Below are 13,059 nucleotides of genomic sequence, written 5' to 3'. Positions count from 1 at the left end.
GATTCTCCTTCGGCACTTATGGCCGATCCGCGCGAACCCTGCCCGCTCCTAGCGTTGAGGTATGACCACGACCGTGTGCACAGGCGCATCCACCGCCGCGTTCCCGTCGTTCACCTCGTACGTACGGGCGCGGGGTCCGGTGCTGCTGCGCACCGCCCGCTCGCTGACCTCCAACGCCTGTGACGCGGAGGATCTGCTCCAGACCGCGCTGACCAAGACGTACCTGGCCTGGGAGCGCATCGAGGACCACAAAGCGCTGGACGGCTATGTGCGGCGCGCGCTGGTCAACACCCGGACCTCGCAGTGGCGCAAGCGCAAGGTCGACGAATTCGTCTGCGAGGAGCTGCCCGAGCCGGAGTCGGTGCCCGTCCCGGACCCCGCCGAACGGCAGGCCCTCCGCGACGCGATGTGGCGCGCCGTACTGCGCCTGCCGGACCGTCAGCGGGCGATGGTCGTCCTCAGGTACTACGAGGACCTGAGCGAGGCCCAGACGGCGGAGGTGCTCGGGGTCTCCGTCGGCACGGTCAAGAGCGCGGTCTCGCGCGCCCTCGGCAAGCTCCGCGAGGACCCGGATCTCAGCCACGCGGCGTGAGCGGCGTGAGCGGCCGGGCGGCGGGTGAGCGGGCGAGCGGGCCGGGGGCAGTGACCGGGGTAGTGACATACCAGGTGGTCGGCTGCACAATCGGCGGAACCTCTACCCGCGCGTAACCGTAAGCCTGGAGGCCCCGGTGCTCAGCACGATGCAGGACGTACCGCTGACCGTGACCCGCATCCTTGTGCACGGGGCGATCGTGCACGGCCGCACGTCCCATGTGACCACCTGGACCGGCGAGGGCGAGCCCCGGCGCCGTAGCTTCCACGACGTGGGCGTACGGTCGATCCAGCTGGCGAACGCGCTGCGCGATGAGCTCGGGGTCGAGCCGGGGCAGGCCGTGGCCAGCTTGATGTGGAACAACGCCGAGCACATGGAGGCGTACCTCGCGGTCCCCTCCATGGGCGCCGTGCTGCACACCCTCAACCTCCGGCTGCCCGCCGAGCAGCTCGGCTGGATCGTGAACCACGCCGCCGATCGCGTGATCATCGTCGATGGCTCCGTGCTGCCGCTGCTCGCCCCGCTCCTCCCCGGCCTCACCACCGTGAAGCACATCGTGGTCACCGGCCCCGGCGACCGTTCCGTGCTGGACGGCTGCGCCGCCCGGGTCCATGAGTACGAGGAGCTGATCGAGGGCCGGCCGCAGCGCTACGCCTGGCCGGAGATCGACGAGCGCCAGGCCGCCGCGCTCTGTTACACCTCGGGGACGACCGGCGACCCCAAGGGCGTGGCCTACAGCCACCGTTCCATCTATCTGCACTCGATGCAGGTCAACGCCGCCGAGTCGTTCGGGCAGTCGGAGAGCGACACCTTGCTGCCCGTGGTGCCCATGTTCCATGCCAACGCGTGGGGAACCGTGCACGCGGCCTTCATGGCGGGCGCCTCGATCCTGATGCCCGACCGGTTCCTCCAGCCCAAACCGCTCGCCGAGATGATCGAGCGCGAGCGTCCCACCCTCGCCGCCGCCGTACCCACCGTCTGGCAGGGGCTGCTCGCCGAGCTCGACGAGACGCCGCGGGAGGTGAGCAGTCTGCGGAACGTCTACATCGGCGGAGCGGCCTGTCCGCCCTCCTTGATGAAGGCGTTCGAGGAACGCCACGGCATCCGCGTCGTCCACGCGTGGGGCATGACGGAGACCTCGCCGCTGGGCTCCGTGGCCCATCCGCCCGGCGGACTCTCGGCGGAGGACGCCTGGCCGTACCGGATCTCGCAGGGCCGCTTCCCGTCGTCCGTCGAGTTCCGGCTGGTCTCGGCCGACGGCGAACTCGTGCCCTGGGACGGGAAGACGCCGGGTGAGCTGGAGGTGCGCGGGCCCTGGATCGCGGGCGCGTACTACGGAGGGGCGGACGGCGAGCCGTTCCGCCCCGACGACAAGTTCACCGACGACGGCTGGCTCAAGACCGGCGACGTCGGCACCATCACCCCCGACTGCTATCTGACGCTGACCGACCGGGCCAAGGACGTCATCAAGTCGGGTGGCGAGTGGATCTCCTCGGTCGAGCTGGAGAACCACCTGATGGGCCATCCGGAGGTCGCGGAGGCGGCGGTGGTGGCGGTGCCGGACGCGAAGTGGGGCGAGCGGCCGCTGGCCACGGTGGTGCTCACGGACGGCGCCACGGTCGACTACGAGGGCCTGCGGGCCTTCCTCGCCGAACGGATCGCCCGCTGGCAGCTTCCGGACCACTGGGCGCTGATTCCGGCGGTGCCGAAGACGAGCGTGGGGAAGTTCGACAAGAAGGTGCTCCGCAAGCAGTACGCGGACGGAGAGCTGGACGTGACCACGCTGGGATGAGGAGCGGCCGGACGGGGGCGTGTTCGGTGCGCTCACGCCCCCCGAAGACGGTCACGGCGGCGGTCACGGCGGCGGTCCCCGTAGGGAGAGCGGCACCGTAAGGAGGCGAGCGTCTCCTTACGGGCCGCATGTCACCGTGAGGGCCGTGGCGTCAGGCGGTGCCGGGGGCCGCCGGGGGCCACGCCATGGGGCCGTGGTGAGCGTCAGTTGGTGCCGATCTTCGCCAGCAGATCCACGATCCGCGACTGCACCTCCGCGCTCGTCGAGCGCTCCGCGAGGAACAGCACCGTCTCGCCCGAGGCCAGGCGCGACAGATGCGCCGGATCGATGTCCGCGGAGGTGTAGACGACCAGCGGGGTGCGGTTGAGCAGTCCGTTACCGCGCAGCCAGTCGACGATCCCGGCCCGGCGGCGGCGCACCTGCATCAGGTCCATCACCACCAGATTCGGCCGCATCTGCGCCGCGAGGGAGACCGCGTCCGCGTCCGTCGCCGCGCGGGCGACCTGCATCCCGCGCCGTTCGAGCGTCGCCGTCAGCGCCGCCGCGATCGGTTCGTGCTCCTCGATCAGCAGAACGCGCGGCGGATGCTGCTCGCTGTCGCGCGGGGCGAGCGCCTTGAGCAGGACGGCCGGGTCGGCGCCGTACGCCGCCTCCCGCGTCGCCTGGCCGAGCCCCGCGGTCACCAGCACCGGCACCTCGGCGGCGACCGCGGCCGTACGCAGCGACTGGAGCGCGGTCCGGGTGATCGGGCCGGTCAGCGGGTCGACGAACAGCGCCGCCGGGTACGCGGCGATCTGCGCGTCCACCTCCTCACGGGAGTTGACGATCACCGGGCGGTAGCCGCGGTCGCTCAGCGCCTGCTGGGTGGACATGTCCGGGGCCGGCCACACGAGGAGGCGGCGCGGGTTGTCCAGCGGCTCCGGCGGCAGTTCGTCGTCGGGCGGCGGAGTGCGGTCGTCGACGACCTCGACGGCGCCGTTGGGCCCGTCCAGCGGCTCCGGCCCCTCGGCCCCCTCGTCCGGCGCGCCGATGGCGAACGCACGGCCCGAGCTGTGCGACGGACCCGCCGCACGCTGCGGCCCCGGTCCCCCCTGGGGCCGCGGCTGGCCGCCCGTCTGCGGGCCGGGATGCGGCTGCGGTCCGGTGTGCGGTCCGGCAGGTGGCCCGGGGTGCGGACGCGGCCCGGCGTGCGGATGCGCCCGGCCGCCAGGGGACTGCGGTTCGGCAGCGGTGTCCTGGTCCGTCATCTCGGGCCGGGCGGCCAGCTTGCGCCGCCTGCCGGAACCCGCGGTGCTGGTACCGCCGGAGGGGGTCTGCGGCTGGCCGCCGTGCGGCGGACGCCCCTGCGGCTGGCCGTGCGGGGGCTGTCCCTGCGGGGCCTGGCCCTGGGGGTGCTCCCCCACCTGGTGGGCGAACGGCACCCCTTGGCCCAGGGTGCGCACGCTGATCGCGCGCCCCTGGGTGGTGTCGGCGCTCGGCGGGGCCTCCGCGGGCAGCGGCTGCGGACGGGGCTGCGCGGGCGCCTCCGGCCACTGCGTCGGCTGCTGGACAGGCTGCTGGGCCGACTGCTGGACAGGTGGGCGCGGACCCGGCTCCACGGGCTGCGGACCGCCCTGCGTCGCCTCCGGCGGCTCCTCGGTCAGCGGCCGCCGGGCGCGGCGCCGTCCGGTGGGCTGCTGCTCGGGGGCGCGGGCGGCGGGCAGCGCGGGCATGGCGGACTCACCCGGTCCGGCGGCGGCGCCGGAGCCCTGGGCCTGCGGCTCGGGTTGGGGCCGATGCGGGTCCTGGCCCTGAACGGGGTCGGACGGCCACCCCTCGGGCCGTGCGGCGCCGTTGGGGGGTACCGGCTCGCCTCGTACGGCCAGGCCCCCGCCCTGCGGCGGCTGGGGCGCGCCGCCCCGCGCGTCGCGGGCGCCGTGCTGCGCGGGGACGAGCCCGGCCGGGCCGAGCTCCGGCGGCAGCGCACCGGGCTGCGCCCGGTCGGCGGCGGCCGGGGGCAGTGCGAAGGGGGAGCGGACGAGACCGGGCTCCCCCGCGGGCTGCGGCTGGGGCTGGGATTGCGGCTGAGCCTGGCCCTGGGCCTGTTCGGGCATCGGCCGCTCCGGTGCCTCGGCCAGCGCACGGCGGGCTCGGCGGCGTCCGGTGGGCGGGACCTCCTGCGGCTGGCCGGCGCCCGTGTCCTGGCCCCAGTTGGGCTGCTGCTCCTCCGGGGTGCGGGCGGCGGGCAGCGCGGGCATGCCCGATCCGGCCGGCTGGACGGGCTGCTGGGGCGTGTCGGAGGAGGCCGCGGGCAGAGCGAGGGCGGGCCGACCGCCCGCACCCTGCGCGGGGGCACCGGCCGCCTGGGGGCCGCCCTGCTCCTGCGCAGGGGCGCCACGCCGGGCGCGACGGCCCTGGGGCTGCTGCTGGGCGGGAATGCCTTGAGGCGGCACGACGCCCATGGCGGCGGGGCCCATCGGCTGCGGACCGGCCGCCTCCGGTGCGTCGCCGCGGGCATGGCGATGGCTGCCGGTCGCGGCTCCCCCGGCGTTCTGGGCGGGGTTCGCGGCCGCGGCGGCCGACGGGTCCTCGTCGGGGTGGGGGCGCGCCCTGCGCCGCCCGGTGGGCCGCGGGGGGTGCGCGGGTTCGGCCGCGCTCTGCTGCTGGGCCGGGGTGTCCTCGCCGACGACCGCGGGCAGCGCGGTGGGCGCGCCCACGCCCGGGACGCCCTGCTGGGCGGCACGGGGGTCGGCCGTACGGGGGTGGGCCGTACGGGGGTCGGCCTTACGGAGGCTGGGCGGAGGCGTACCGCCCTGCGTGCCGGCGCCTTGCGTGCCGTTGGCCTGTGCGGCGTCGCCTGGCATGCCGTTGCCGTGCGTCGCGTTGCCGTGCGTGGCGTCCTGTCCGGCGGCACCTCCGTGCGTACCGCCGCCGCTGGTGTCGCCTGGCGCGCCGCCGGGGGCCGCCCCGTGCCGGGCGCGGCGTCCGGTCGGGACCTGGCCGGTCGGGGTCTGTCCGGTCGGGGTCTGGCCGGTCGTGTTGCCGCCCGCGGTGGCCGTGCCTGCGCCGGCGCCCGTGCCGGAGGTGCCCTGTCCTTGCGTACCGTCGCCCTGCCCGGCGGTGTCGCCGTCCGCGCGTTCCTGTTCGGCGGCGGCCGCCGCCGAGATCGGCACCTCCAGGACATAGGCGTGCCCGCCCATACCCGGCATCTCATGGGTCTGCAGCACGCCCCCGTGCCGGCGCACGATCCCGCGCACGATCGGCTCGTGCACCGGGTCGCCGCCCGCGTACGGCCCACGGACCTCGATCCGTACGACGTCGCCGCGCTGCGCCGCCGCGACCACGATCGTCGAGTCGCTCGCCGTGCCGCCCGTGCCCGAGGCGGCGTTGCCGGTGGAGTCGACCCCGGCCACGTCCGCGATCAGATGGGCGAGCGCCTGGGCGAGCCGCTCCGGGTCCACCTCGGCGTCGATCGGCGGCGCGTGCACGGCGAACTGCGCGCGCCCCGGGCCGATCAGCTCGACCGCGCCCTCGACGGCGGTCGACACGACCTCGTCCATCGAGACCGTACGGCGGGCCAGCTCCTCGCCGCTGGCGTCGAGCCGCTGATAGCTCAGGACGTTGTCGACGAGCGTGGTCATCCGGGTGTACCCGGCGGCGAGGTGGTGCAGGATCTGATTGGCCTCGGGCCACAGCTGCCCGGCCGGGTCGTCGGCGAGCACTCCGAGCTCGCTGCGCAGCTCCAGCAGCGGTCCGCGCAGCGACTGGTCCAGCACGGCGAGCAGCTGGCTGTTCCGCGCCGTGACGGCCTCCAGCCGTGCCGTGTACCGCTCGCGTTCCTCGGCGAGCCGCGTCCGCAGCTCCTCCAGCTCCTTCGTGTGCTGGGCGGTGAGCTTCTCCAGCTCCTCAGCGTGCTGGGCGGTGAGGCTCTCGAGCTCCTCGGTGTGGTGGGCCACCATGGCCCGCTCGGGACGCCGGTCGGTGAAGGTCAGCACGGCGCCCACGAGTTGGTCGCCGTCGCGGACGGGCGCGGTCGTCAGATCGACCGGGACCTCGCTTCCGTCCTTGGCCCACAGCGTCTGGCCGCGCACCCGATGCTTGCGGCCGGAGCGCAGGGTGTCGGCGAGGGGCGATTCCTCGTACGGGAAAGGGGAACCGTCCGGGCGCGAGTGGTGTACAAGAGAGTGAAGCTCCTGACCGCCCATGTCGCTGGCCCGGTAGCCGAGGATCTGCGCGGCGGACGGGTTGACGAGGACCACCTTGCCCTCGGTGTCCACGCCGACCACGCCCTCCGCCGCCGCGCGCAGGATCATCTCGGTCTGGCGCTGCTGACGGGCGAGTTCGGCCTCGGTGTCGAGCGTCCCGGTCAGGTCGCGCACGATGAGCATCAGCAGCTCATCGCCGGTGTAGCTGTACTGATCGGCGTAGGGGGTCCGCCCGTCCTCCAGGTTCGCGCTGGTCACCTCGACGGGGAACTGCGCCCCGTCGGTGCGCCGGGCCATCATCCGGGTCGGCTTGCTGCCGTTGCGCTGTGCCGCGTCGGGGCGACGCATCGACCCGGGAATGCGATTGGGATCGAAGGAGGGGAGGAGATCGAGCAGACCACGGCCGACCAGGGCGGTGCCCGGGGCCTCGAAGGACTCCAGTGCGATGTGGTTGGCGTTGACGATCGTGCCGTTGCAGTTGACCAGCAACAGCGCGTCCGGGAGGGCGTCGAGTATCGCTGCGAGGCGAGCAGCGCCTCGGGATGGCCTGCTGCTCACGACGACGCTTCCTCCCTGACTACCGCACCTTGCCGACACTCGCGGTCATTCTGCTTCCCCGTCCGCGGAGTGTCTCTAGGGGAGTCTACGGGCACCTGGGCCAGGCGCGGCGGTGGATGAGAGGGAGGTCGCAGCACGACGTACGCGTCTCGGCGCACGCCCGGACAAACTTCCCCGGGCCCTCCCCTTCTCACTCCCGGCCCAATCCCCAGGTCAGCTCCCAGGTGTGCGCAAAACGATGGAGAACCGATTCCACCGGGCGATTTCACACCCGTTGGTGCGGTTGAACCAGGCGTTGACGTGACGCCCCGCCCAGTGACCCGTCACCCGCGCCGTGGCCGACCCGCCGTACTGCCCGGTGCACATTGCCCCGGGCGGCACCGGCGCGAACGGATCGCGCCCCCACTCGGTCTCCGAGTCCAGCTGCGCACACGCGGCTCGGGCCCGGGGGTGCGTACCGCCGGTCGGGTGGCAGGCCAGTACATAGGTCGCGGCGTCGTCGGGCTCACCGGTCTCACTCACGGTGATCACCAGCCGGTCGGAGCTCTCCCCGTCGAACGGCAGGGGCAGCGGCAGCGGCGTGGCCCCGGCGGGGGCCAGCGCGGCCGCGCCGGCGGCGGTCGTCAGGGCGGCGGTGACGGCGATGCGGTGCAGCAGGGGCATGGGGGTACTCCTGGTGTGATCAGTCGGGGGCGGCGCTGCCCCGCCCCGTCTAACGCGCCGCCGCCGCGCGCGTTGCGCCGCCGTAAGGGTCGCGCTCCGCCATAAGGACCGCACTCCGCCGTAAGGGCTGCCGCCGCCGTAAGAACTTTGCGGTGGGCCCCGCCCGCCGAGTACCGTAGTCCGCGATTGGTGACATCCCACTGGGCTGTGACATCATCTGCACACACCACATCGCGCTCGCGCGAGCGACCGGTGTGTTGGAGGCTTCGCCTAGTCTGGTCTATGGCGCCGCACTGCTAATGCGGTTTGGGCCCTAAAGCCCATCGAGGGTTCAAATCCCTCAGCCTCCGCTCTCCGCTCAGGGAGTTCGTGCCCACGGCACGGACTCCCTGAGCTGTTTCCGGAGGTCGGCGCGGTGAACGCCGACCGATATGACCCAGGGTGCCCAGATGATCGCCCTGCGTGTCGACCCCCTCCGCTCCTCGGGCATCTCGCACCCCGAAGGCTCACTCCCCGACACCCCGCGCCGCCGGTCCCCCCCGCCCCCTGAAAACGGAGTTTTCGCAGGTCAGCCAGGGTTTGGGAAACGGATTTCGCCTGACGGCGCAGGTCATGTAATGTTGTCCCCGCAACGCCGACCGGCAAGAAAAACCGCCGGGAAGCCAAGCGCTCGTAGCTTAACGGATAGAGCACTTGACTACGGATCAAGAGGTTGCAGGTTCGAATCCTGCCGAGCGCGCAGCAGCTCAGAGGCCCCTTCCAGTGATGGAGGGGGCCTCTTGCGTTGGTCGTTGACGGCGGTCGTTGACGGCAACCGCCGCGCGCTTCGATCAGACGGCGACCAGGCGGCCGCTTGGGCCGCCATCGTCTTCCGGGCCGTTGCCGTCACGCAGGGCATCACCGACGCGGTCGAAGGCGGAGCGCTGCGAGTCGAGCCGGACGGCCGGCTCCGCCGGCCGTCCCCGGCCGAGCGTCGCCTCGATCCGGGCGGCGGAGCGCGCGGCGACGGCCTCGCGGTCGGTGTCGGCCTCATGGCTGCCCGCTCCTGTCTGCCGCCCCGCTCAGCGGCGCCCGCGGACCACTCAGCGCGCCACCCCACACCAGCAGCCCACCAGCCACAGCCAGCACCCGGAACAGCTCCCACGGAGCGCCTGCCGACCGCAGCGGACGCGCCGACGCGGCAGCACGGCCAGGACCAGGCGCCCGGCCTGCCCGCCGTCGAGGGGCGGCTACGCGTTGCGGTTTACATGGCCGGCCGTCCGCCGACTGCGGCCATCGTCGTTGTGCGCGTAGCAACGGCCAGTGGGAGGGGAGGGGTGCCCGGCCCGGGGCATGCCGGTCGTCGGCCCCGGTTCGGTGTGGCCGGCAGCCGTACTGTCGCCGTCACGGATGCGGGTGCGTGAGCAGGCCGAACGGCTCGGTCGTGGCCGGTGGGGAGCAGCTGCTGCCGCGCGGTGGCTCAGGCCGTCGTGGTCGCTCCGCGTCGGTTTCCGTTTCGCGGTGGCTGACCAGCGTGTCGTAAACGCTCTGGCGACCGTCACCACCGTGCCCGCCGCCTCGCATCTGCCTCGCACTCGTCACCATCTCTTTCCTGCGTCTGAACTTGTGTGGGAACGGGCGGAGTCGAAGCGAGCACGACAACCGCCCCGGTACCGTCGGCACCGAGGTCCTGATCATGGACTCTCCGCCGGACCACCCCGCGCCTGCCAGGGTTTGAGGGGTGGTCCGGTTTCGCGTTTGTGGTTGTTCTTCTGGGCGGTCCGGCTCCCTTTCGCGGGTCGATTGGTTGGGCGCGAGTCTGGGAGCCGGACCGCTGACGGCGGACGGTGCGGTGTCCGCCGTCTTCTCCCGAGGCGCAGTGTGTGACGTGAGTGAGGCGGGGGAGGTGCTTGCCTCACGGACACTGAGCCGAGGGGAGCTGGAGGGCGAGGGCTACCGGGTCGGTCCTTCCCCGGGAACGGCAGCCCCCGCCCCGTCTCTAGGGCAGCAACCCGCCTCGCCACCAGGGGGCCTTTTGCCGACCCGAACGCAGTGGTACGTCTCTGCGGTGAAGCAGGTCGTAGAGCATCGTGTTCGCTATGCCGAACCGCCGCTGAATCTCTGTGACCCGCATGCCGTCCCGGTACGCGGCGATGATCTCTGACTCATGTTCCGTCCATTTCGGCGTCCGCCTTGCCATGCCGCGTCCCGCCCTTCATCGCTTGACCCACATCCGAGCCGGGAGCCGTCAGCACGGCCCACACCGACTTGCCGACCACCGGGCACGGGGTGACGCCCCACCGGTCCGCGAGCGCTTCGACCAGGAGCAGACCTCTCCCGTGCGCTACTTCGCAGCTCGGATTCCTCAGTTCCGGTCGCAGGTCGGACGCGTCGTGAACCTCGATCTGCACCTTGTCGCCCTGGTACAGGTAACGCGTCTCGATCTCTTGTCCCGGCACCCGCGCATGCCGCACGGCGTTCGTTATCAGTTCAGACAGCACCAACAGCGCGACCTCCTCGACCGCGACCAGCCCCCAGCCAGCCAGAGCCTTACGCAAGTCGGCTCGGGCCAGGGCGACGCAACGGGGATGGCGGGTCCAACGCCTCACCACCACGCGTCCATCGGGGCCTGTCAGCTCTGGCTTCATGGCCACAAGAGTGCAGGTGAGACGCCGTCACCGGGACAGCCAACGGGGTACCCCGGTCGGCGAAACGGGGTACCCCAATCCATGGCGCGATCTACGCTGGACTGGACGCACGTCCCTAGACCTCGTGAGCGGCCCATGAGTGAACGTGAAGCCACGCGCAGCGGATACCCCCTCACCATCCCGGACCGCTTGCTGCACAGCGAGGACATGAAGCGGGCATGCAGTCGTAGGGATTTCGGCGAGATCTTCCGTCTCGTCAACAGACGCGTCCCAGCGAGCTACGCGGCGATTGCCGGCGCCGTCACGAAGATGACCAGCGCGCGTGTCGGCGACGTGATCCGAGGTGAGCGGGGTATTCGCAGCGTCGCCGTCATGGAACGCATCGCTGATGGACTGGGCATTCCCGGCCACATGCTCGACCTGCCCGAGCGGCCATGGGAGGGTACCCCGTCACCGGCCGCCGCTGCCCAGAACCAGGCTTACGCTCCCAGTAGCCCAGACAGCTCGAACGAACCCCCGCCGTTACCCGCAGCGGGGGCGATTTCTGGTCTGCCGATTGTGCACGTGGACCCCTCGAATTCGGCGGACGCGGATGCGCTACCCGAAATCGTTTTGGTTTCGGTGTACGTCGATGGGAGAGAGCAGATCGTGCCGATAAATCGCCGAGCCCTTCTTGGGCACGCCGTTGGTGTCGCCCTACAAGGAAGCGGGCCCCTCCGTGCCGTCAACGCTTCCGCCGAGGTCGTGAGCCCCAAGCCCGCCAGACCGCACCGACTCCCCGCCGGACGAGGTGAAGCGGCCATCGAGCACTTCCGCGACATGTGGCACACCCTGGTGAGGGCCGATAACCTCTTCGGCCCGCGTCACGCCCTCGCAGGAGTCCATCAGCAGCTCGACATGCTGCAAGGTCTCCTGGAGGACAGCCGGGGCGAGCACCGGCAGGAGCTGCTGAAACTCTCGGCTCAGTACGCCGAGTCCGCCGCATGGCTCCACGAAGACTCCATGGACGTGACCAGCGCGGAGACATGGACGAGCCGGGCCATGGAATGGGCTATGGAGGCCGGAGACGAAGCCATGCTTTCGTGGACCCTGTTCCGTCGCAGCCAGCTCGCGGCAGGGAAGAAGAACGCAGGCCAGGCAATCGGACTCGCCCAGGCCGTCCAGCGCCACGAACGAGCACTCACCCACCCGATGAAGGCCGCCGCCATCCAGCAGGAAGCGCAAGGACTTGCCCTCGATGGGGACGAGGTCGCCTGCCATCGGAAGCTGGACGAGGCCCACGAGTTCGCCGCCATCGCTGAATCCTCCGGTGACGCCCGATCCGGCCACGGGGATTTCTGCACGTCCAGCTACATCGAAATCCAGCGCGCGAATTGCTGGCTCAACCTCTCCCGGCCGGACCGGGCGGTCTCCACTTTCCAGACCGCGCTGGCCGAGCTCCCGGATGTCTACCAGCGTGACCGGGGATTCGCACAGGCGCGGCTCGCCATGGCCTACGTCGGAATCCAGGAGTACGAGCAGGCCGCCGCCGAGGCCGCAGCCGTCCTCGAAATGGCCCGCGGCTCCGGTTCCGGCCGCACTCTGCAAGAGGCCGTCACGGCGGTCAACGCTCTCGCGGCGGCGAGTAATGTTCCCGCCGTGCGGGACCTACTCGACGCAGTCAAGGAGAATGCGGGGTTCTGATGGCCACGCCGAACGAACTGACGGCCATGCGGCGAGCAATCGCCATCTCTGCCCAGGGCCTCGGAACGACGAGCCCCAACCCGCCCGTCGGGTGCGTGATCCTCGACCGCGACGGCGTACCGGTCGGCGAGGGCTACCACCTCCGCAAGGGCGACCACCACGCCGAGGTGAACGCACTCACCGCAGCGGGGGAGCGATCCGAGGGTGGCACGGCAGTGGTCACCTTGGAGCCCTGCAACCACCACGGCCGGACCCCGCCCTGCCGACAGGCCCTCATCGACGCCAAAGTCTCCCGCGTCCTGATAGCCGTCATGGACCCCACCTCACGCGGAGAGGGCGGCGCGGCGGTGCTGGAACAGGCCGGCATCGAGGTAGAGCGGGGGGTTCTAGAGCAGGAAGCGCTGCTTGTTCTCGGTCCGTGGCTGCACTCACTGCGTACCGGCAGGCCGCACATCACCTGGGCGTACTCAGCTGGTGCCGAGGAGGACGACCGCGACCAGGTCCTGGCCGAACTCCGCCGCACACACGATCTTGTGATTCGGCGAGACGGCGCGGTTGAGGAAGGCGTGCGAGGCAGCCACGGTGAAGACGCCTTCCGCGTCCCGCTGCCTCCACTCGACGACGAGCCCGGGAAGGTGCTGCAAGCCTTTAACGAGGCAGGGGCTCGGACTGTGCTGATAGAAGGCAGTTCCAACGACGTGGCCTGGCTCCTTGCTGACGTCGTGGACCGCGTGATCATCGATGTGCCTGGTTTGCCGCCGTCCTCTGTTCCCAATCCAGCAAGCGAGTCGATCCCGAGCGGGTTCCAACTGGTGGATGTGATGGTCTCCGGTCTGCACATACATCTGATAGCGGAGCGAGCACTGGGTTAAGACTATTAGCAAGCACTCGGCCAGTGAATCTGCGGCCTTGCTATTGCGCCTGGTTTGAACGCTGAACTCTGCCCGACTTGCAGTATCT

At 71.5% G+C, this 13,059-nt stretch carries 7 protein-coding genes and 2 tRNA genes; 6 read left to right on the top strand and 3 right to left on the bottom strand.

All coding sequences use genetic code 11. The annotated features are described in order from the left end of the window. Positions 1-61: 61 nt before the first annotated feature. Positions 62-592, top strand: a complete 531-nt coding sequence (locus N6H00_RS19910) for a SigE family RNA polymerase sigma factor (protein WP_268973139.1) — start codon at positions 62-64, stop codon at positions 590-592. Positions 593-728: 136 nt separating this feature from the next. Beyond that, a complete protein-coding gene (locus N6H00_RS19905; RefSeq protein ID WP_268973138.1) occupies positions 729-2,384 on the top strand; it encodes a long-chain fatty acid--CoA ligase in 1,656 nt (551 codons plus the stop codon). A gap of 203 nt (positions 2,385-2,587) precedes the next feature. Here N6H00_RS19905 and N6H00_RS19900 read toward each other — a convergent pair whose 3' ends face one another. Both N6H00_RS19900 and N6H00_RS19895 read right to left on the bottom strand, forming a co-directional pair. Further along, the gene (locus tag N6H00_RS19900; protein ID WP_268973137.1) at positions 2,588-7,126 is read right to left on the bottom strand and encodes a response regulator; all 4,539 of its coding nucleotides are present in this window, start codon (positions 7,124-7,126) and stop codon (positions 2,588-2,590) included. A 213-nt stretch (positions 7,127-7,339) separates the two neighbouring features. Beyond that, positions 7,340-7,789 (bottom strand): SSI family serine proteinase inhibitor, encoded by a 450-nt coding sequence (locus N6H00_RS19895; protein WP_268973136.1) that lies wholly within the window; start codon positions 7,787-7,789, stop codon positions 7,340-7,342. A gap of 259 nt (positions 7,790-8,048) precedes the next feature. Here N6H00_RS19895 and N6H00_RS19890 point away from each other — a divergent pair. Both N6H00_RS19890 and N6H00_RS19885 read left to right on the top strand, forming a co-directional pair. Continuing rightward, positions 8,049-8,139 (top strand) — tRNA-Ser (locus N6H00_RS19890). Between the two features lie 316 nt (positions 8,140-8,455). Continuing rightward, a tRNA-Arg gene (locus tag N6H00_RS19885) sits at positions 8,456-8,528 on the top strand. A 1,405-nt stretch (positions 8,529-9,933) separates the two neighbouring features. Here N6H00_RS19885 and N6H00_RS19880 read toward each other — a convergent pair. Continuing rightward, positions 9,934-10,416 carry an ATP-binding protein gene (locus tag N6H00_RS19880; RefSeq protein WP_268973135.1) on the bottom strand — a complete coding sequence of 161 codons (483 nt, stop codon included), beginning with the start codon at positions 10,414-10,416 and terminating at the stop codon, positions 9,934-9,936. A 135-nt stretch (positions 10,417-10,551) separates the two neighbouring features. Here N6H00_RS19880 and N6H00_RS19875 point away from each other — a divergent pair, with 135 nt between their 5' ends. Both N6H00_RS19875 and ribD read left to right on the top strand, forming a co-directional pair. Beyond that, entirely contained in the window at positions 10,552-12,099 is a 1,548-nt protein-coding gene (locus N6H00_RS19875) for a hypothetical protein (RefSeq protein WP_268973134.1), read from the top strand. Then, positions 12,099-12,971: a bifunctional diaminohydroxyphosphoribosylaminopyrimidine deaminase/5-amino-6-(5-phosphoribosylamino)uracil reductase RibD gene (gene ribD, locus N6H00_RS19870; protein ID WP_268973133.1), complete on the top strand. Its 873-nt coding sequence runs from the start codon at positions 12,099-12,101 to the stop codon at positions 12,969-12,971. The genes N6H00_RS19875 and ribD overlap by 1 nt, the downstream gene beginning before the upstream one ends. Positions 12,972-13,059: the final 88 nt, after the last annotated feature.

It is taken from the genome of Streptomyces sp. S465 (assembly GCF_026898115.1).
GTDB lineage: Bacteria > Actinomycetota > Actinomycetes > Streptomycetales > Streptomycetaceae > Streptomyces > Streptomyces luomodiensis.
Note: the sequence above shows the minus strand (reverse complement) of the source record. Positions and strands in the feature narration are given on the sequence as shown.

Excerpts from the sequence above, each read along its gene's own strand:
- N6H00_RS19910 (WP_268973139.1), top strand. The coding sequence starts at position 62 with ATGACCACGACCGTGTGCACAGGCGCATCCACCGCCGCGTTCCCGTCG.
- N6H00_RS19895 (WP_268973136.1), bottom strand. The coding sequence starts at position 7,789 with ATGCCCCTGCTGCACCGCATCGCCGTCACCGCCGCCCTGACGACCGCC.
- N6H00_RS19880 (WP_268973135.1), bottom strand. The coding sequence starts at position 10,416 with ATGAAGCCAGAGCTGACAGGCCCCGATGGACGCGTGGTGGTGAGGCGT.
- N6H00_RS19875 (WP_268973134.1), top strand. The coding sequence starts at position 10,552 with ATGAGTGAACGTGAAGCCACGCGCAGCGGATACCCCCTCACCATCCCG.
- ribD (WP_268973133.1), top strand. The coding sequence starts at position 12,099 with ATGGCCACGCCGAACGAACTGACGGCCATGCGGCGAGCAATCGCCATC.